Source organism: Enterobacter sp. BNK-14 (assembly GCF_047456095.1).
Classification (GTDB): Bacteria; Pseudomonadota; Gammaproteobacteria; order Enterobacterales; family Enterobacteriaceae; genus Enterobacter; species Enterobacter kobei.
In genome coordinates this window covers 1,893,083-1,912,670 of record NZ_CP179897.1, presented here as the reverse complement: position 1 = coordinate 1,912,670, position 19,588 = coordinate 1,893,083, and the positions used below count along the sequence as shown (strand labels likewise).

16 protein-coding genes and 1 pseudogene are annotated in these 19,588 nt (G+C 54.7%); 10 read left to right on the top strand and 7 right to left on the bottom strand.

The window, feature by feature from the left end:
* Positions 1-197 precede the first annotated feature (197 nt).
* The 3 genes from ACMGGM_RS09090 to ACMGGM_RS09080 all read left to right on the top strand — a co-directional run bounded on the left by ACMGGM_RS09090 (position 198) and on the right by ACMGGM_RS09080 (position 3,769).
* A complete protein-coding gene (locus tag ACMGGM_RS09090) occupies positions 198-1,613 on the top strand; it encodes a sugar porter family MFS transporter (protein WP_045134117.1) in 1,416 nt (471 codons plus the stop codon).
* 250 nt (positions 1,614-1,863) lie between these two features.
* Positions 1,864-2,988, top strand: a complete 1,125-nt coding sequence (wzz(fepE), locus tag ACMGGM_RS09085; RefSeq protein ID WP_045134118.1) for an LPS O-antigen length regulator Wzz(fepE) — start codon at positions 1,864-1,866, stop codon at positions 2,986-2,988.
* 88 nt (positions 2,989-3,076) lie between these two features.
* Positions 3,077-3,769 (top strand): aspartate/glutamate racemase, encoded by a 693-nt coding sequence (locus ACMGGM_RS09080; RefSeq protein ID WP_032635646.1) that lies wholly within the window; start codon positions 3,077-3,079, stop codon positions 3,767-3,769.
* Here the strand turns inward: ACMGGM_RS09080 and ACMGGM_RS09075 are convergent.
* Complete coding sequence (locus tag ACMGGM_RS09075; RefSeq protein WP_032635648.1) at positions 3,764-4,690, bottom strand: LysR family transcriptional regulator; 927 nt, start codon at positions 4,688-4,690, stop codon at positions 3,764-3,766. The two genes, ACMGGM_RS09080 and ACMGGM_RS09075, sit on opposite strands and share 6 nt — an antisense overlap.
* A gap of 122 nt (positions 4,691-4,812) precedes the next feature.
* On the opposite strand from ACMGGM_RS09075, the gene lysA reads away from it, so the two are divergent.
* Positions 4,813-6,075, top strand: a complete 1,263-nt coding sequence (lysA, locus tag ACMGGM_RS09070) for a diaminopimelate decarboxylase (RefSeq protein ID WP_032635649.1) — start codon at positions 4,813-4,815, stop codon at positions 6,073-6,075.
* Here the strand turns inward: lysA and ACMGGM_RS09065 are convergent.
* A complete protein-coding gene (locus tag ACMGGM_RS09065) occupies positions 6,045-7,082 on the bottom strand; it encodes a LacI family DNA-binding transcriptional regulator (protein WP_014885091.1) in 1,038 nt (345 codons plus the stop codon). The genes lysA and ACMGGM_RS09065 overlap by 31 nt on opposite strands.
* Positions 7,083-7,303: 221 nt before the next feature.
* Here ACMGGM_RS09065 and ACMGGM_RS09060 point away from each other — a divergent pair, with 221 nt between their 5' ends.
* Positions 7,304-7,789, top strand: coding sequence for a GNAT family N-acetyltransferase (locus tag ACMGGM_RS09060; protein ID WP_014885090.1), 486 nt, complete (start codon positions 7,304-7,306; stop codon positions 7,787-7,789).
* Here ACMGGM_RS09060 and galR read toward each other — a convergent pair.
* Positions 7,750-8,766 (bottom strand): HTH-type transcriptional regulator GalR, encoded by a 1,017-nt coding sequence (gene galR, locus ACMGGM_RS09055; RefSeq protein ID WP_014885089.1) that lies wholly within the window; start codon positions 8,764-8,766, stop codon positions 7,750-7,752. The genes ACMGGM_RS09060 and galR overlap by 40 nt on opposite strands.
* 624 nt (positions 8,767-9,390) lie before the next feature.
* On the opposite strand from galR, the gene aas reads away from it, so the two are divergent.
* Together aas and lplT are read left to right on the top strand one after the other, a co-directional pair.
* Positions 9,391-11,550 carry a bifunctional acyl-ACP--phospholipid O-acyltransferase/long-chain-fatty-acid--ACP ligase gene (gene aas / locus ACMGGM_RS09050; protein ID WP_023331223.1) on the top strand — a complete coding sequence of 720 codons (2,160 nt, stop codon included), beginning with the start codon at positions 9,391-9,393 and terminating at the stop codon, positions 11,548-11,550.
* Positions 11,543-12,736, top strand: a complete 1,194-nt coding sequence (gene lplT, locus ACMGGM_RS09045; RefSeq protein WP_023331222.1) for a lysophospholipid transporter LplT — start codon at positions 11,543-11,545, stop codon at positions 12,734-12,736. Before aas ends, lplT begins: the two co-directional genes overlap by 8 nt.
* 92 nt (positions 12,737-12,828) lie before the next feature.
* Here lplT and ACMGGM_RS09040 read toward each other — a convergent pair whose 3' ends face one another.
* The 4 genes and pseudogenes from ACMGGM_RS09040 to ACMGGM_RS09025 form a co-directional block, all read right to left on the bottom strand.
* Positions 12,829-13,869, bottom strand: coding sequence for an NADP(H)-dependent aldo-keto reductase (locus ACMGGM_RS09040; protein WP_023331221.1), 1,041 nt, complete (start codon positions 13,867-13,869; stop codon positions 12,829-12,831).
* 131 nt (positions 13,870-14,000) lie between these two features.
* Entirely contained in the window at positions 14,001-14,219 is a 219-nt protein-coding gene (locus ACMGGM_RS09035; protein ID WP_014885085.1) for a YgdI/YgdR family lipoprotein, read from the bottom strand.
* 128 nt (positions 14,220-14,347) lie between these two features.
* Positions 14,348-15,040 (bottom strand): DNA mismatch repair endonuclease MutH, encoded by a 693-nt coding sequence (gene mutH / locus ACMGGM_RS09030; RefSeq protein WP_014885084.1) that lies wholly within the window; start codon positions 15,038-15,040, stop codon positions 14,348-14,350.
* A 154-nt stretch (positions 15,041-15,194) separates the two neighbouring features.
* Positions 15,195-15,260 (bottom strand): annotated as a pseudogene (locus ACMGGM_RS09025) (hypothetical protein); the annotation flags it as partial.
* A gap of 463 nt (positions 15,261-15,723) precedes the next feature.
* On the opposite strand from ACMGGM_RS09025, the gene rppH reads away from it, so the two are divergent.
* The 3 genes from rppH to lgt all read left to right on the top strand — a co-directional run bounded on the left by rppH (position 15,724) and on the right by lgt (position 19,583).
* The gene (gene rppH / locus ACMGGM_RS09020) at positions 15,724-16,254 is read left to right on the top strand and encodes an RNA pyrophosphohydrolase (protein ID WP_013098553.1); all 531 of its coding nucleotides are present in this window, start codon (positions 15,724-15,726) and stop codon (positions 16,252-16,254) included.
* A 12-nt stretch (positions 16,255-16,266) separates the two neighbouring features.
* Complete coding sequence (gene ptsP / locus ACMGGM_RS09015; RefSeq protein ID WP_014885083.1) at positions 16,267-18,513, top strand: phosphoenolpyruvate--protein phosphotransferase; 2,247 nt, start codon at positions 16,267-16,269, stop codon at positions 18,511-18,513.
* A gap of 194 nt (positions 18,514-18,707) precedes the next feature.
* On the top strand, positions 18,708-19,583 hold the full coding sequence (gene lgt / locus ACMGGM_RS09010) for a prolipoprotein diacylglyceryl transferase (protein ID WP_014885082.1): 876 nt from the start codon (positions 18,708-18,710) through the stop codon (positions 19,581-19,583).
* Positions 19,584-19,588 lie beyond the last annotated feature (5 nt).

Below are 19,588 nucleotides of genomic sequence, written 5' to 3'. Positions count from 1 at the left end.
ATCACACTTTTATTCCTGAAAAATTAACGCATTAGTAAAATATTGTGATTATTCAGGATTAGTTGAAATTGTAATGTCCATCACAGATCGCTATGCCATAGCGAAATCATCCATATCTTCGCGAATTCCAGCCTGACACTTTTCCGCGCTTTCTCGTAATTTCACTTAACAAATTTTGCTGTTGAGGCAGGAAAAATATGACATCTATCAATGACTCTACCCTGATGCCCGCTGCGCTGCGCGATACCCGACGCATGAACCAGTTTGTCTCCATTGCGGCAGCTGTAGCGGGTTTGCTGTTCGGCCTGGATATCGGCGTCATCGCCGGGGCGCTGCCGTTTATTACCGATCATTTTACGTTGAGTAATCGCCTGCAGGAGTGGGTGGTGAGCAGCATGATGCTTGGTGCGGCTATCGGTGCGCTGTTTAACGGCTGGCTTTCGTTCCGCCTCGGGCGCAAATACAGCCTGATGGTCGGCGCCGTCCTGTTTGTTGCGGGGTCAATTGGCTCTGCATTTGCGACCAACGTAGAGGTGCTGCTGCTTTCCCGCGTGCTGCTCGGCGTGGCAGTGGGGATCGCCTCCTACACGGCACCGCTTTATCTCTCTGAGATGGCAAGTGAGAATGTGCGCGGCAAGATGATCAGTATGTATCAGCTGATGGTGACGCTGGGCATCGTGCTGGCGTTCCTGTCCGATACGTACTTCAGCTACAGCGGCAACTGGCGCGCCATGCTCGGCGTGCTGGCGCTGCCTGCGGTGGTGCTGATTGTATTAGTAATCTTCCTGCCTAACAGCCCGCGCTGGCTGGCGCAAAAAGGGCGTCACGTCGAGGCGGAAGAGGTGCTGCGGATGCTGCGCGATACTTCTGAAAAAGCGCGTGAAGAGCTGAACGAAATCCGCGAAAGCCTGAAGCTAAAGCAGGGGGGCTGGGCGCTGTTTAAGATCAACCGCAACGTGCGCCGCGCGGTGTTCCTCGGCATGTTGCTGCAGGCGATGCAGCAGTTCACCGGGATGAACATCATCATGTACTACGCGCCACGCATCTTCAAAATGGCCGGTTTTACCACCACTGAGCAGCAGATGATTGCCACGCTGGTGGTGGGGCTCACCTTTATGTTCGCCACTTTTATTGCGGTATTTACCGTCGATAAAGCCGGGCGTAAACCGGCGCTGAAAATTGGCTTTAGCGTGATGGCTCTCGGTACGCTGATCCTCGGCTACTGCCTGATGCAGTTTGATAACGGCACGGCCTCAAGCGGTCTTTCCTGGCTTTCTGTCGGGATGACCATGATGTGTATTGCCGGTTACGCGATGAGCGCCGCACCTGTGGTGTGGATCCTGTGCTCCGAAATTCAGCCGCTCAAATGCCGTGACTTTGGGATCACCTGTTCCACCACCACCAACTGGGTGTCGAACATGATCATTGGTGCGACCTTCCTGACGCTGCTGGATGCCATTGGCGCTGCGGGAACCTTCTGGCTCTACACGGTGCTGAACGTGGCGTTTATTGGCGTGACCTTCTGGCTGATTCCGGAAACCAAAGGTGTGACGCTGGAACATATCGAACGCAAACTGATGGCCGGGGAAAAACTGCGTAATATCGGCGTGTAATGTGAATACCGGGGCCCTATGCTTACTGGGCCTGCGTGGGCAAAATGTAGGCCGGGTAAGCGCTAGCGCCACCCGGCTTTTTTTTTTAGCTCGATAATTAACAAGAGCAATGTCGTAAATAACTACCAACTTTGATAGCAAGCACACACACAGCCAATTCTTGCGTTCAGATTATTCTTATTTCCTAGTATTATCTGAAAACTGAACTCACCAGGCAGAACTTTACTGCAATCGCAACAGAAGAACGGCTATGTCAGCAATGGATTTCAAAAAAAATACGGATCTCGATTTTCCCTCATATGCTACCCCCGCAATCTCTCCAAAAGAGATCGACCTTCTGGGTCTGTTAGATGTTCTGCTGGCCGCGAAAAAACGCATCGTCACCATCGTCTTTATCTTTGCGCTGGCAGGTCTGGCTATTGCGTTTATGTTGCCGCAAAAATGGACCAGTAAAGCGGTGATCACCCCGGCAGAGCAGACGCAGTGGAACCCGCTGCGCCAGATGATGGTTGCGCTGCAGGTTCTTGATGTGAAGGCGCAGGTGACACGTTCGGAAATCTTTGACCTGTTTATCAAAAAATTCCAGTCGCAGTCATTGCTCAAAGAGTATTTGACCTCTTCCCCTTACGTCATGTCACAGCTTGAAGAGGTTGAGGTTGACGCGCTTGAACTGCACCGTGCGGTCGTCAATATTGCGGAAAGAATGAAAGCGGTGAATGACGCGCAGGCAAAAGATGCGGATAAAGTGCCTTACGTCTCCTGGACACTGAGCTTCACGGCACCGAAAGCCAGTGATGCGCAAACCGTACTGGAGGGATATATCAATTATATCGCGGCGGTTGTTGAAAAAGAGACGGTGCAAAATATCCGTAACCAGATCGCCCTGAGGACGAATGAGGTAGAGCAGCAGCTTAAGCTCGACCGTGTGCGTCTGACCAATATTCACAATACTAACCTGCAGCGGCTGAATTATTCGCTGGAAGTGGCGAATGCCGCGGGCATTAAGAAGCCAGTCTACAGCAGCGGGCAGGCGGTAAAAGATGACCCGGATTACTCCGTTGCGCTCGGTGCTGACGGAATCGCGCAAAAGCTGCAGATTGAAAAAAATCTCAAAGACGTGACGGAGCTGAACGCGGACTTCCAGAACCGGGAATACTATCTGGCGCAGCTGAAAAATCTCTCCTTTGCAGACGTTAAGCTTGAACCCTTCAGGTATCAGCTTTCTCCGTCTTTGCCGGTGAAAAAAGACGGTCCGGGCAAACCTCTGATTGTAATTCTGGCGGCACTCCTGGGCGGGCTTTTTGCCTGCGGTAGCGTGTTGCTGCGTGAAGCTATGCTCTCCCGTCATCCGCTGTCAGAGCCGTTGACACAATAAACGCAGGGTTTAAAAAGGCGCTGAATACAGCGCCTTTTTTTATGGGCGTCGGTTGTGTTAAAAGAGATACCAGAGATAAGGAGAGATAATGAAAACGATCGGCCTGATAGGTGGGATGAGCTGGGAATCGACAATCCCTTATTACCGCCTGATTAACGAAGGGGTAAAGCAGCGTCTGGGCGGACTGCATTCTGCGAGTCTGCTGCTACACAGCGTTGATTTCCATGAAATTGAAGCCTGTCAGTCGAGCGGAGAGTGGGATAAAGCCGGTGAAATACTGGCGGATGCCGCGCTGGGGCTGGAGCGTGCGGGGGCGCAGGGCATTCTGCTGTGTACCAATACGATGCACAAAGTCGCATCGCACATTGAAGCACGCTGTTCGCTGCCATTCCTGCACATCGCCGATGCCACAGGACGTGCGATTCGCTCGTCGGGGATGTCGCGCGTGGCATTGCTCGGCACGCGCTACACCATGGAGCAGGATTTCTATCGCGGGCGTTTGCACAGCGAGTTCGGCATCGAAAGCCTGATACCGGATGAGAAAGACCGGGCGCGCCTCAATCAGATTATCTTCGAAGAACTGTGCCTGGGTACCTTCAGCGAGCCTTCCCGGGCGTATTACGTCAGCGTGATTGAAAAGCTGGCGCAGCAGGGGGCTGAAGGGGTGATCTTCGGCTGCACGGAGATCGGCCTGCTGGTGCCTGCAGAGCGAAGCCCGGTTCCGGTATTCGATACTACCGCCATTCACGCCGCCGATGCCGTGGAGTTTATGCTCTCATAATGGGTCTTGCCGTTCAGGTAAGCGAAGCGCCACCTTGCGGGCGTGCTCCATTAAGTGTTCGGTGAATGTGTCCACCAGCGCGGAGGCCGGACGGTGTAGCGGGCGGATCAGGCTCACGGTGAACGGAACGGATAGGCTAAACGGGCGAATCACGATATCGCTCCCGGCATAATCCAGCGCCGTGAGCGGGTTAACGACCGCGACGCCGACGCCAGCCCGCACCATTGCACATATTGACGCCGCGCTGTGCGTTTCCACTACCATCCGCCGTTTCACCTGATGCTCAGCAAAAAGCGTATCCAGCAGCTGCCGGTAGCTGTCGGTTTGCGACAGGCTAATATAGTTCTCCCCGTGGAAATCCTCTGGTGCAATCACTGTCTTACCGGCGAGCCGGTGCCCGGCGGGCAAAACGCACACTTCATCTAAAGAAAGTAACTCCGTGCGTGCCGTTCCCGCAGGCGTGGAGAGCGTTTCGGTCAGGCCCAAATCATGACGCTGTGCTGAAAGCCACTCTTCAAGCAGGGGGGACTCCTGCGGCACGATGGTGAGATTGACTTCCGGATAGCGGGCCAGAAAAGGCTGAAGCAGGGTCGGTAAAAAAGACTGAGAGAAAACCGGAAGACAGACAATCGACAGCTCGCCCTGACGAAACTCGCGCAGACTTTCCGCCGCACTGACAATTCTGTCCAGCCCGTACCAGGAGCGCTGGACTTCCTCAAACAGGCGCAACCCCTGCACCGTCGGGTGAAGTCTTCCTCGGGTGCGCTCGAACAGTTTCAGTTCCAGTACCTTTTCGAAGCGCGCCAGCTCGCGGCTGACCGTCGGCTGCGACGTATGCAGCATCTGCGCAGCTTCGGTGAGATTGCCGGTGGTCATCACAGCGTGAAAAATCTCTATATGGCGTAAATTCACAGCGGGCATAGGGCACCTGAAAGCAGAGAACTGTCCATATCATTTTTGCATAGACTCACGATAAAACGATATTTTTTATTCTCCTTCCGCTGTGGCGTAATCATGAAAAATGAATTTATCCGGAGAAGACCATGCCACGCCCGCTCAATCAAACTGATACCGATTTAAATGCCGAAAATCTGCTGCGCCTGCCCGCCGAGTTTGGTTGCCCGGTGTGGGTCTACGACGCGCAGATCGTTCGCGAGAAGATCGCGGCCCTGCATCAGTTTGACGTGGTGCGTTTTGCCCAGAAGGCCTGCTCCAATATTCACATCCTGCGCCTGATGCGTGAGCAGGGGGTCAAGGTTGACTCTGTCTCGCTGGGTGAAATCGAACGTGCGCTGGCGGCCGGATTTGATCCGAAAACCGATCCAGACGCGATTGTCTTTACTGCGGATCTGATTGACGACGCCACGCTGGCGCGCGTGCATGAACTGCAGGTGCCGGTGAATGCCGGTTCGGTGGATATGCTGGAGCAGCTGGGTCAGGTTTCACCTGGTCATCGCGTCTGGCTGCGTGTGAATCCGGGTTTCGGTCACGGTCATAGCCAAAAAACGAATACCGGCGGCGAAAACAGCAAGCACGGCATCTGGTATGCCGACATGCCTGCCGCGCTTGACGTGTTGCAGCGTTACAACCTGAAGCTGGTGGGTATTCACATGCACATTGGCTCTGGCGTGGATTACGGCCATCTGGAGCAGGTTTGCGGAGCGATGGTGCGCCAGGTTGTCGATTTTGGCCAGGATCTTGAGGCGATCTCCGCCGGGGGCGGGCTTTCCATTCCTTACCGCGAAGGAGAGGAGGCGATCGACACCGATCACTATTACGGCCTGTGGAGCGCCGCGCGTGACCAAATCGCCGCCCATCTCGGTCATGCCGTGAAGCTGGAAATTGAGCCGGGTCGTTTCCTGGTGGCCGAAGCCGGTGTGCTGGTGGCGCAGGTACGCAGCGTCAAAGAGATGGGCTCCCGCCACTTCGTATTGATTGACGCGGGCTTTAACGACCTGATGCGTCCATCGATGTACGGCAGCTATCATCACATTACCGCGCAGGCCGCTGATGGCCGCGATTTAACGCATGCGCCGCGCCGCGAGACGGTTGTCGCAGGCCCGCTGTGTGAATCGGGGGACGTATTCACTCAGCAGGAAGGTGGAAAAGTGGAAACCCGCGCGCTGCCAGAGGTGAAGCCGGGCGATTACCTGGTGCTGCACGACACCGGGGCGTACGGGGCGTCGATGTCCTCGAACTACAACAGTCGCCCGCTGCTGCCGGAAGTACTGTTTGATAACGGCAAAGCGCAGTTGATCCGTCGTCGTCAGACCATTCAGGAACTGCTGGCTTTAGAACTCATCTGAGTAAAGTACGGCCCGGTGGTGACCGAATCGCGTAATACCAGCGTGCCGGTAAACGGCGGGATCGCATCGACCGGCTGGTTTTTTGCCAGCCGGATCGCCTGATCGATGGCCGTAATAATCATGTTATCTATTGGCAGATAAACCGATGAAAGCGCAGGCTCCAGCCACTTCGCGCTTGGGGCATCGTCAAAACCGAACAGGGAGATATCCTGCGGGATCTTGAGTCCTGCCTGGTGCAACGCTTTGGACGCACCCAGTGCCATATCATCGTTACAGGCAAACAGGGCGCTAAACGGCACGCCGTCGGCAATCAGCTCCTTGCACAGCTCATAGCCTCTCGTCATTCCGGCATCACCGTACTTAATTCGACGCTCGTCCAGGCGAATACCGTGCTTTTCCAGCGCTTTGCGATAGCCCATCAGCCGCGCTTTACCCGTGGGCGTGTGGATAGGGACGGTAATACAGGCGATCTCCCGATGGCCCTGATTGATCAGGTAATCCACCGCCTTAAATGCGGCATCCTGCTGTTCGAAGAACACGCAGCGATCCGGAGCCTGACTGACTTCACGGTTGATGACCACCAGCGGCGTTTGCACGGTATTCATCAGTTTGATGATCGCCTTTTCGCTCATATAGCGCGTGTAAAGCACAATGGCATCACACTGACGATCGGCCAGCATTTGCACTGCCTGTTCTTCCTGTTCCGGCGCGTCGTGACCGTCGGTGACGATCAACTGTTTGCCGTGGGTTTCGGTCTGCCGCGACGCCTGCTGCAGAAGGCGCCCAAAATAAAAGCCGTCGAAGGTGGAGACGACCAGACCAATGCTGTTGCTGGTCTGGTTAGCCAGTGAGCGCGCGAGAAAGTTGGGGCGGTAGCCCAGCTCTTCCATCGCAGCAAAGACCTGCTGACGCGTACTCTCTTTAACCTGACCCGTGCCGTTCAGCACGCGCGAGACGGTAGCCTTCGACACGCCCGCACGCAGTGAGACATCCAGCATTGTTGCCATTCTACATTCCTGCTTCCACGTAATGCCCTGCAGTTTAACACAGACCTGACGGCGTATAAGCGATGCGGGAAGGGCAAAACTTCGGCCACGATCACGCTTTTTGGTAACGATTCGCCTGGCCCCTCAGAAGTAAAACGTAATAGTCTGACTCTGGTAAAATAATCGACAAACCGGGCTGGAGGCGTCAGGCTAGCCCATTAATAAGAACACCCAGGTGAAACGTGAAAAAGAGTGTCATCCTCCCGCTTTATGAAGCCCCGCAGTATGCGGAGCAGGTTACCGACTGGATATGGCAGGCGTTTGGCGAGGGGCTCCCACGGGCATTTTTCCACAGCATCGTTGAGCACAGCCAGGCGCCGGGGGCACTGCCGTTGACGTTTATCGCTTTAGAAGACCAACAGCTTCTCGGCACGGTGGGCCTCTGGCGCTGCGATTTGATTACCCGACAGGATCTCTGTCCGTGGCTGGCGGCGCTCTACGTTGATGAGGCGGCGCGCGGTAAGGGACTGGCAGGTAAGTTACAGCAACACGTTATCGCCTTTGCCGCACAGGCCGGATACGACGAACTCCATCTCTGGTCTGCCTGCCGTGACTTCTATGAACGTTACGGCTGGCAGTACATTGGCGATGGGCTGGAGTATCCCGATAAAACGGTACATCTGTACCGTTATTCGCTTTGCGCTTCAGCAGGCGACGCAACGGAGTGACGGCGCACTAAGGTTGGGCTGAAGAGATGGGTAATTTCCGGTGGCTGGCGTTGCTCGGCCAGCGCTAACGCCAGCTCGGCAGCCTGTGTGGCCATCGTGATGATAGGGTAACGCACGGTGGTCAGGCGCGGGCGCACATAGCGAGAGACCAGCACATCATCAAAGCCAATCAGCGAGATTTCTGCCGGGACCTCAATTCCGTTATCATTCAATACCCCCATTGCGCCAGCGGCCATCGAGTCGTTATAGCTTGCCACTGCCGTGAAGTTCCGTCCGCGGCCCAGCAGTTCCGTCATAGCCTGTTCGCCACCGCTCTCATCCGGTTCACCATAGGCCACCAGACGGTCATTACAGGGTAGACCGTTTTCGCGCAGGGCATCGTAGTAGCCCTGAAGACGATCTTCTGCGTCAGAAATAGGGTGGTTGGAACAGAGATAGCCAATCCGCGTATGTCCCTGTTGAATCAGATGACGGGTCGCAAGCCAGGCGCCGTAGCGGTCGTCGAGAGCCACGCAGCGTTTTTCAAATCCAGGAATAATGCGGTTGATGATGACCATGCCGGGCATCTGCTTCATCAGGTGAATCAGTTCGGCATCCGGGATCATTTTGGCGTGAACCACCAGAGCTGCGCAGCGGTGGCGGATCAACTGTTCGATCGCCTGGCGCTCTTTTTGCTCATTATGATAGCCATTGCCGATCAGTAAAAAGTTACCCGTCTGATAAGAGACCTGTTCAACCGCCTTCACCATGGCGCCGAAAAAGGGGTCGGATACATCACCCACCACCAGACCAATGGTTTCAGTGGACTGCTGGGCGAGCGCGCGAGCATTGGCGTTGGGGTGGTAGTTCAGGGTTTCCATGGCGCTTTGTACCGCCTGGCGTGATGCGTCGCTGGCTTTGGGGGAATCATTAATCACGCGGGAGACGGTGGCAACCGAAACACCGGCCAGACGAGCCACATCCTTTATTGTCGCCATTTATAACCTTCTTATTAGGGGTAAGCGTTTACACACCAAATAGTGTTGCGGAAAAGTGGCGTGCATTCAAGGGGCACCGATTTCCCCTCACTACAAACGTGACGCAGAACACCCCTGATCGTGTAATCGTTACACGCGCAGTCATGTCTGAAGACGGTGAATCTGAACCTTTGGTTACACTTTGCCTCAGGCTGTTGCGATTGTCCGGTGGCGATGACGTTAAAGAGGTTGATAGAGTCGAGATCCCAGAGGTATTGATAGGTGGAATCAACTCCGGTTGATTAACACGACTTACACCAGCCTGCGTTTTTACGCAGGTTTTTTTTTGCCTGATAGTTCAACCTGTAACAGCAAAAGAGAATATTCACACCTGGTTGCACTTCGGCTCATTCCCTTGCGTTTTCCTGCTGGCGAAGCGCAGGGGCAACGGCCACAATCAAGATCCCAGAGGTATTGATTGGTGAGAATTCTTAGTACGTTTTCGTACTCATCTCTTGCACCAACCTGCGCGGATGCGCAGGTTTTTTTTTGCCCCCACTTTTGCTGTCGCTCCCATACCACTTCTCGTGTAATCTGCCACCATTTACTGTCAACCCTCCACACTGTCTGGCAAAGGGAGTTGAGATGCTATTTGGGTTCTTCCGTACACTTTTCCGTATTCTTTTTCGCATCCGCGTCACTGGCGATGCCCAGGCGCTTCGCGGCGAACGCGTTCTCATCACACCAAATCATGTTTCCTTTATCGATGGCATCCTGCTGGCGCTGTTTTTGCCCGTGCGTCCGGTGTTTGCGGTGTATACCTCCATCAGCCAGCAGTGGTATATGCGCTGGCTCACGCCGCTGATTGACTTCGTGCCGCTCGACCCCACCAAACCGATGATGATTAAACATCTGGTACGTCTGGTTGAGCAGGGGCGTCCGGTGGTCATTTTCCCGGAAGGGCGCATTTCAGTGACCGGCTCGCTAATGAAAATCTATGACGGCGCGGGATTTGTCGCGGCGAAGTCAAAAGCGACCGTGGTGCCACTGCGTATCGAAGGCGCAGAGCTGAGCCACTTCAGCCGCCTGAAAGGGCTGGTGAAGCAGCGTCTGTTCCCAAAAATTACCCTGCATATTCTGCCGCCAACGTCGTTACCGATGCCCGATGCACCGCGTGCCCGCGATCGCCGTAAAATTGCCGGAGAAATGCTGCACCAGATTATGATGGAAGCGCGAATGGCCGTTCGTCCGCGCGAAACGCTGTATGAATCTCTGCTTTCGGCACAGTATCGCTATGGTGCCAGGAAAAACTGTATTGAAGACATCAATTTCACGCCTGACACATATCGCAAACTGCTGACCAAGACCCTGTTTGTGGGCCGCATTCTTGAAAAATACAGTAAGAAGGGTGAAAAGATTGGCCTGATGCTGCCTAACGCGGGCATCAGCGCAGCGGTGATTTTTGGTGCGGTGTCCCGCGGCCGTATTCCGGCAATGATGAACTACACGGCGGGTGTAAAAGGGCTGACCAGTGCCATCACTGCGGCCCAAATCAACACCGTTTTTACCTCTCGCCAGTTCCTGGATAAAGGCAAGCTGTGGCATCTGCCGGAGCAGCTGACTCAGGTTCGCTGGGTCTTCCTGGAAGATCTGAAGGCGGACGTGACGACGGGCGACAAGCTGTGGATTTTCGCTCACCTGCTGATGCCCCATCTGGCACAGGTTAAACAGCAGCCGGAAGATGACGCGATTATCCTCTTTACCTCCGGTTCGGAAGGCAACCCGAAAGGCGTCGTCCACAGCCACAAGAGTATTCTCGCGAACGTTGAACAGATCAAAAGCATTGCTGACTTTACCGCCAGTGACCGTTTTATGTCTGCGCTGCCGCTGTTCCACTCCTTTGGTCTGACGGTGGGGCTGTTTACGCCGCTGCTGACCGGCGCAGAAGTGTTCCTCTATCCCAGCCCGCTGCATTACCGCATTGTGCCGGAGCTGGTGTATGACCGTAACTGCACCGTCCTGTTTGGGACCTCAACCTTCCTGGGTAACTATGCGCGTTTCGCTAATCCATATGATTTCTATCGTGTGCGTTATGTGGTGGCGGGGGCGGAAAAACTGCAGGAGAGCACGCGTCAGATCTGGCAGGACAAGTTTGGCCTGCGCATTCTTGAAGGCTATGGCGTTACGGAGTGCGCACCCGTCGTCTCCATCAACGTGCCGATGGCGGCGAAGCCGGGTACGGTTGGCCGAATTCTGCCGGGAATGGATGCGCGTCTGCTGGCGGTACCGGGCATTGAGGACGGTGGCCGCCTGCAGCTGAAAGGACCAAACGTGATGAATGGTTACCTGCGCGTGGAAAACCCGGGCGTGCTGGAAGCGCCAACGGCGGAAAACGTGAACGGTGAGGTTGAAACCGGCTGGTACGACACCGGTGATATCGTTCGCTTCGACGAGCAGGGCTTTGTGCAGATTCAGGGGCGTGCAAAACGCTTCGCCAAAATCGCCGGTGAAATGGTCTCTCTGGAGATGGTTGAACAGCTGGCGACGGCGGTGTCCGCGGATAAGATGCACGCGACGGTGGTGAAGAGTGATGCCAGCAAAGGCGAGGCGCTGGTCCTGTTTACCACCGACAGTGAGCTGAAGCGCGACAGGTTACTTAGCCATGCGCGTGAGCATGGCATTCCCGAGCTGGCGGTACCGCGCGATATTCGTTACCTGAAACACCTTCCGGTATTGGGTAGCGGTAAGCCTGACTTTGTGACCCTGAAAGGCATGGTTGAAGAGGCGGAACAGCAAAATGCGTGAGTCAGTGCACACTAACACATCGCTTAGGTCAAAAGGCATGATGGCAGTGATTGCTGCGCAGTTTCTCTCTGCGTTCGGCGATAACGCGCTGTTGTTTGCCACCCTGGCGCTGCTGAAGGCCGAGTTTTACCCTGACTGGAGCCAGCCGATCCTGCAGATGGTGTTTGTGGGCGCTTACATTATCTTCGCGCCGTTTGTGGGGCAGGTGGCGGACAGTTTCCCGAAAGGCCGGGTGATGATGTTTGCTAACGGTCTGAAGCTGCTGGGGGCCGCCAGCATTTGCTTTGGTTTCAATCCGTTTATTGGCTACACGCTGGTGGGCATTGGTGCTGCCGCCTACTCACCGGCGAAATATGGCATCCTCGGAGAGCTGACCACGGGTGATAAGCTGGTGAAAGCCAACGGCCTGATGGAGTCGTCTACTATCGCCGCTATCCTGCTCGGCTCCGTCGCGGGCGGTGTACTGGCCGACTGGCATGTCCTGGCGGCGCTGGGCGTTTGTGCGGTGGTGTATGGCGGTGCGGTCGTGGCTAACCTGTTCATTCCAAAGCTGCCGGTAGCCCGTCCGGGACAATCCTGGCGCTTCAAACCGATGACCGGCAGTTTCTTTAATGCCTGCCGCGTGCTCTGGCGTAACGGTGAAACACGTTTCTCTCTGATGGGCACCAGTATGTTCTGGGGCGCAGGCGTCACGCTGCGCTTCCTGCTGGTGCTGTGGGTGCCGGTGGCGCTGGGCATTACCGACAATGCGACGCCGACCTATCTTAACGCGATGGTGGCGATCGGCATTGTTGTTGGCGCGGGCGCGGCGGCGAAGCTGGTGACGCTCGAAACGGTGGCACGCTGCATGCCTGCGGGGATCCTCATTGGCGTCGCGGTGCTCCTTTTCTCGCTACAGCATGCGTTATTGCCTGCTTATGCTCTACTGATCCTGATTGGTATTCTGGGTGGTTTCTTCGTGGTACCGCTCAACGCGTTACTGCAGGAGCGCGGCAAGCAGACTGTTGGGGCGGGAAATGCCATTGCGGTGCAAAATCTGGGTGAAAACCTGGCGATGCTGTTAATGCTGGGGCTCTACTCGCTGGCGGTGAAAGTCGGTGTGCCAGTGGTGGGAATTGGCGTCGGGTTTGGTGCGCTGTTTGCGCTGGCGATTGCCGCATTATGGCTTTGGCAGCGTCGCCGTTGATTTATGCGGTCTGATGCCCTCACCCCGGCCCTCTCCCACGGGAGAGGGTGCGAACACTAAAAACGGCAACGTGCGTTGCCGTTTTGCATTTATTACGGTGCAGGATACGTATAAACCTGATGCACCGCTTCAATCTCCGCTAATACCTCTTCACTCAGGTCCAGATGGAAACTCTCAATATTGGTTTTCAGCTGTTCCAGAGAGGTAGCCCCCAGCAGAGTACTGGCCACAAACGGCTGACGGCGCACGAAGGCCAGCGCCATCTGTGCGGGGTCAAGACCGTGACGCTTTGCGATATCCACATAGGCCGCAACGGCTTTCTGTGTCTGCTCGCCGCTGTAGCGGGTAAAGCGGCTAAAGAGGGTATTACGCGCCCCAGCCGGTTTTGCGCCGTTCAGGTATTTCCCCGTCAGCGTGCCAAAACCGAGGCAGGAATAGGCGAGCAGTTCCACCTCTTCATATTGTGTCACTTCCGCCAGGCCAACTTCGTAGCTGCGGTTAAGCATGCTGTAGGGGTTTTGAATGGTGACGATGCGCGGCAGATCGTGTTTATCCGCCAGGTGCAGATAGCGCATCACGCCAAAGGCCGTTTCGTTAGACACGCCAATGTAGCGGATTTTCCCCGCGCGCTGGCATTCGGTCAGCGCTTCCAGCGTTTCCAGCAGCGTAACGGCGGGAGCGCTCTCATTCCAGCTGTAGCCAAGCTTACCGAAACAGTTGGTTGGACGCTGTGGCCAGTGGACCTGGTACAGATCAAGATAGTCGGTTTGCAGGCGCTTCAGGCTGGCATCCAGCGCGGCGCGGATATTTTTGCGATCGAGGATTTGGTTTGGGCGGATCCCGGCATCGTTATTGCGCGAGGGGCCGCTGACTTTCGAGGCGATAACCAGCTTTTCACGGTTGCCGCGTTTTGCCAGCCAGTTACCGACGTAGGTTTCGGTAAGTCCCTGGGTTTCAGGGCGTGGCGGCACAGGGTACATCTCTGCGACATCAATCAGGTTAATGCCCTGGCTGACGGCATAATCGAGTTGTGCATGGGCATCGGCTTCGCTGTTTTGTTCACCAAATGTCATCGTGCCCAACCCCAGTTGACTTATCTCCAGAGCGCTGTGGGGGATACGGTGATAATGCATAGCCGGCTTCCTTCAATAGACATGTAGACCGCGTCAGGAACCTCCCGACAAAGGAATATAAACATGGCAGAGGGGAAGCAAAAGGGGAAGAAAAAAATCAAAAAGGCCAGTACGCTACTGACCTCTGACTGTTATCGCTCAATAATTTGCGAAACTTCGTCGCGATTGATCTGCATTTTATTGCCTGCCTGGTCGTGGTAGCTGACCAGACCGGTATCGTCGTCGACTTCGGGTTTGCCGTCGGTCAGGATCATCCGGCCATCTTTTGTCGCCATAACGTAATCGCTGCTACAGCCCGATACAGCAAACGCCAACCCGACTGCTGAAATTAACACCGCCCATTTTTTCATCGTTATCGTCCTCATCTGGCTCGTATCAAATCATAGTGTAGTATTAACCCGTTATGAAAACAGGGAGAAGCAGTAAAATCTTAAAAACCAGGCGATTATGTTTGTTAGCTCGCAAAATAAGTAAAAAACTATGTTTTTAGTAAGAAATGACGAGCAAGCAGTGCGCCGGTGAAATTCTTTTTGAGATAAAAACCGCGCGGCAACGTCAGTATCGGCTCGCCCATTGCGCCGATCGCCTCGGTCAGCGCTTTGCTGTTAGCCGCCTTTGGGCGCAGCTGTAACACTTCTCCGTGTCGGGCGGTGATGCGCTCCACCTGCCCGAGCACGATCATGTCCATCAGCTCTTCCCAGTCCAGACGCAGCTGATGCTCTTCCTCTTCATCCGGGCTCCAGAGCAGCGGCGCGCCAACGCGACGCTCAGCCAGTGGGATCTGACGTTCACCTTCAACCGGAACCCACAGCACGCGCTTCAGCTTATGGCGCACGTGGCTGGTCTCCCACGTCACGCCGGTATTACCGGTCAAAGGCGCAACGCAGACAAACGTGGTCTCCAGAGGCTTGCCCTGGCTGTCGATGGGAATGGTTTTTAACTCTACGCCAAGGGCGGCAAAATCTTGCTCTGGTTTGCTCCCGGCGCTGGCACCCAGCCACAGTTCCAGCAGCATGCCGATCCAGCCTTTATCTCGTTTCAGATCCTTCGGGATCGGAAGCCCTGCCATCGCCGCCAGTTCGCCCAGCGAGAAACCCGCCAGACGCTGAGCCTGCTGCAGCAACTGACGCTCGCTTGACGGCGGTGTGAGCAAGGGGGTAAGCGGATGCATGAAGGTAACCTTTTGATTAAAAAATAAACGAAGAAATTGTCCCTTGTGGATAGAGTTTAACTTTTTCTGTACCAATATTCCATGTCTATGATTTATAGGTTTTTTTATCGAAAATTTAGCACCAGATCTGAAACGTAAAATGGGTTGTTCAAATCTTGTCACTGACAATAAACAGGATCTTACACCATGTTATCCACAGAAAAGTGGGATAACTGGGCATAACCCTGACTACTGTTTCAATTTACAGCCTTGACGTGCGACGAAAATCCAAATTTCAGACAAATTGTGTTTAACTTATTGGCACAATCTGTGGATAAAACCGACGCTGTTCGATCTTTCATCAGCACGATGATCCCTGATGTGATGATCGTCACGCTATTCTCTTTTTTGTTGATGGTTTCATGCTTAACTATATGAAAATAATAATCTTATATAATTTCATTAAAAAAGGGAGCCTGACGGTGATTCAGGTTGTTCATGGGTAATCAGACACTTCTTCACAACTATATCCACAGAAAAGGTGAATAAAATTCCCTTCGCAGCTGCACTTCTGTTTATAACTCTGCCCTTATTTGTGAGTTATTCAAATGTTATTAGGTTGCAGGCCTGTAAGAGAGTGGTTTACCGCCTCCCTGTAGTGTGAAACAATCATTCATATATAAGGTTTAGATTGGGGTAGTCCGGTGATTGATGACGATGGCTACCGCCCGAACGTAGGAATAGTAATTTGTAATCGTCAGGGCCAGGTCATGTGGGCAAGGCGATATGGTCAGCACTCCTGGCAGTTCCCGCAAGGTGGGATTAATCCGGGAGAGTCCCCAGAACAAGCGATGTACCGGGAGCTTTTTGAAGAGGTCGGTTTAAGCCGTAAAGATGTTCGCATCCTGGCCTCGACCCGCAACTGGTTGCGTTACAAGTTACCGAAACGTTTGGTGCGTTGGGACACAAAGCCGGTTTGTATCGGCCAGAAACAGAAGTGGTTTCTTCTGCAGTTGGTGGGCAACGATTCAGACATCAATATGCAAACCAGCAGTACGCCGGAGTTCGATGGCTGGCGCTGGGTAAGCTATTGGTATCCTGTTCGTCAGGTCGTGTCATTTAAACGCGATGTTTACCGTAGGGTGATGAAAGAGTTTGCAAGTGTGGTTATGCAGCTTCAGGAGATCCCGCCTAAGCCGCAAAGCGCACCTGCCTGGCGACGTAAAAGAGGTTAAGCTACGCAAATCATGCTCACCCGCTTGCGAGAAATAGTCGAGAAGGTGGCCAGTGCTCCGCGTCTGAACGAGGCGTTGAATATTCTGGTTACTGACATCTGTCTTGCGATGGAGACCGAGGTCTGTTCGGTGTATCTGGCCGACCACGATCGGCGCTGCTATTACCTGATGGCGACCCGTGGTTTGAAAAAACCACGGGGACGAACCGTAACGCTCGCATTCGATGAAGGGATTGTCGGTCTGGTTGGACGGCTGGCGGAACCCATCAACCTTGCCGATGCGCAAAAACACCCCAGTTTTAAATACATTCCTTCCGTAAAAGAAGAGCGCTTCCGCGCTTTCCTTGGTGTGCCAATTATCCAGCGTCGTCAGCTGCTCGGCGTTCTGGTCGTCCAGCAGCGTGAGCTGCGTCAGTACGATGAAAGCGAAGAGTCATTCCTCGTTACGCTTGCCACACAGATGGCGGCGATCCTCTCACAGTCTCAGCTTGCTGCGCTTTTTGGTCAGTATCGTCATACGCGTATCCGTGCTCTTCCGGCCTCGCCAGGCGTGGCGATTGCTGAAGGCTGGATGGACGCCACGCTGCCGTTAATGGAGCAGGTGTACGAAGCCTCCACGCTTGATGAAGCGCTGGAGCGCGAGCGTCTTACCGCCGCCCTGGAAGAGGCGGCGAATGAATTTCGTCGCTACAGCAAACGCTTTGCGGCGGGTGCGCAAAAAGAGACGGCGGCTATCTTTGACCTCTATTCGCACCTGCTCTCAGACGCGCGTTTGCGTCGTGAGCTTTTTGCCGAGGTGGATAAAGGTTCGGTAGCAGAATGGGCCGTTAAAAAGGTTATCGAAAAGTTTGCTGAACAGTTTGCAGTATTAACTGACGGTTATCTGAAGGAGCGCGCCGGAGATTTACGCGCGCTGGGCCAACGTCTGCTGTTCCATCTGGATGACACCATTCAAGGGCCAAATGCCTGGCCAAAACGGTTTGTCCTGGTTGCCGATGAACTCTCGGCAACCACGCTGGCTGAACTGCCTCAGGACCGGCTGGCCGGCGTCGTGGTGCGCGATGGTGCCGCCAACTCACATGCCGCCATTATGGTACGTGCGCTGGGTATTCCTACCGTTATGGGGGCGGATATCCAGCCGTCGGTACTGCACCGACGCACGCTGGTGGTTGATGGTTACCGCGGTGAACTGCTGGTCGATCCTGAGCCGGTTCTGCTTCAGGAATATCAGCGTCTCATCAGCGAAGAGAATGAATTAAGCAAGCTGGCGGAAGATGACGTTAACCTGCCTGCGCAACTCAAAAGCGGAGAGCGGATCAAAGTCATGCTCAACGCGGGCTTAAGCCCGGAACACGAGGAGAAGCTTGGCAGCCGCATCGACGGCATCGGTTTATACCGCACTGAAATCCCGTTTATGTTGCAAAGTGGTTTCCCCTCCGAAGAGGAGCAGGTGGCGCAGTATCAGGGCATGTTGCAGATGTTTAACGACAAGCCCGTCACCCTGCGTACCCTGGATGTCGGGGCGGATAAACAGCTGCCGTATATGCCGATCAGCGAAGAGAACCCATGCCTGGGCTGGCGCGGGATCCGTATTACGCTCGATCAGCCGGAGATCTTTCTGATCCAGGTGCGCGCCATGCTGCGCGCCAACGCGGCGACGGGGAATCTCAGCATCTTACTGCCGATGGTGACCAGTATTGATGAGATCGACGAAGCGCGGCGCCTGATCGAACGTGCTGGCCGGGAAGTGGAAGAGATGATTGGCTATGCGATCCCTAAACCACGGATCGGTGTCATGCTCGAAGTGCCGTCGATGGTCTTTATGTTGCCGCAGCTGGCTAACCGCGTTGATTTTATCTCTGTCGGTACGAACGACCTGACGCAATATATTCTGGCCGTCGATCGTAACAACACCCGCGTCGCCAGTATTTACGACAGTCTGCATCCGGCGATCATTCGCGCGTTAGCGATGATTGCCCGTGAGGCGGAGCAGTACGGCATTGATTTACGCCTGTGCGGCGAAATGGCCGGGGATTCAATGTGCGTCGCGATCCTGATTGGTCTGGGGTATCGCCACCTGTCGATGAACGGCCGTGCCGTCGCACGCGTGAAGTATTTGTTGCGACATATCGACATCAATGATGCTCGCGAGCTGGCTGAGCGCAGTCTTGAAGCGCAGCTGTCCGCGGAGGTACGGCACCAGGTGGCGGCGTTTATGGAACGACGCGGTATGGGTGGCCTGATTCGCGGCGGCCGCTAATCCTCTTATTCCCTCTCCCTGTGGTGAGAGGGCACCAGTGCGGATAAAACCCTATACACATCTTTTACATCTCTGGCGCATCCTCCACGCCCGCCTTATGCTATGATTCGCAACTTTGGAGCCTCTGCTTAAGGCAGAATCGCATTTCTACCGCTGTCCACTTTCAGCGGAATAACAACATCTTGTGGTGACAGATGAACAGTGGTTATCTGCATTTTCCGGAATTTGATCCGGTCATTTTCTCAGTAGGACCTGTTTCGCTTCACTGGTACGGTTTGATGTACCTGGTGGGCTTCATTTTTGCCATGTGGCTTGCTGGTCGTCGCGCCAGCCGTCCTGGCAGCGGCTGGACCAAAAACGAAGTGGAAAACCTGCTGTACGCGGGCTTCCTCGGCGTGTTCCTCGGTGGCCGTATTGGGTATGTGCTGTTCTATAACCTCCCGGTATTCCTGAACGATCCCCTCTACCTGTTCCGCGTCTGGGACGGCGGCATGTCCTTCCACGGCGGCCTGATTGGGGTGATCCTGGTGATGGTGATTTTTGCCAAACGCACCAAACGCAACTTCTTCCAGGTATCAGATTTTATCGCACCACTGATCCCATTTGGGCTGGGGGCTGGCCGTCTGGGCAACTTTATCAACGGTGAGCTGTGGGGGCGTGTTGACCCGAGCGTCTCTTTCACCATGCTGTTCCCCGGCTCGCGTGCAGAAGACATGGCGTTGCTGCCGTCGCATCCAGAGTGGCAATCCATTTTCGATACCTACGGCGTGCTGCCGCGTCATATGTCCCAGCTTTATGAGCTGGCGCTGGAAGGCGTCGTGCTGTTCATCATCCTGAACCTGTTTATTCGCAAACCGCGCCCGATGGGGTCTGTCTCCGGCCTGTTCCTGATTGGCTACGGCGCGTTCCGCATCATTGTTGAGTTCTTCCGCCAGCCGGATGCACAGTTCACCGGTGAATGGGTACAGTACATCAGCATGGGGCAGATCCTCTCCATTCCGATGATTGTCGCGGGTGCCATTATGATGATTTGGGCGTATCGTCGTCGTCCACAGCAACAACTTTCCTGAGGAAC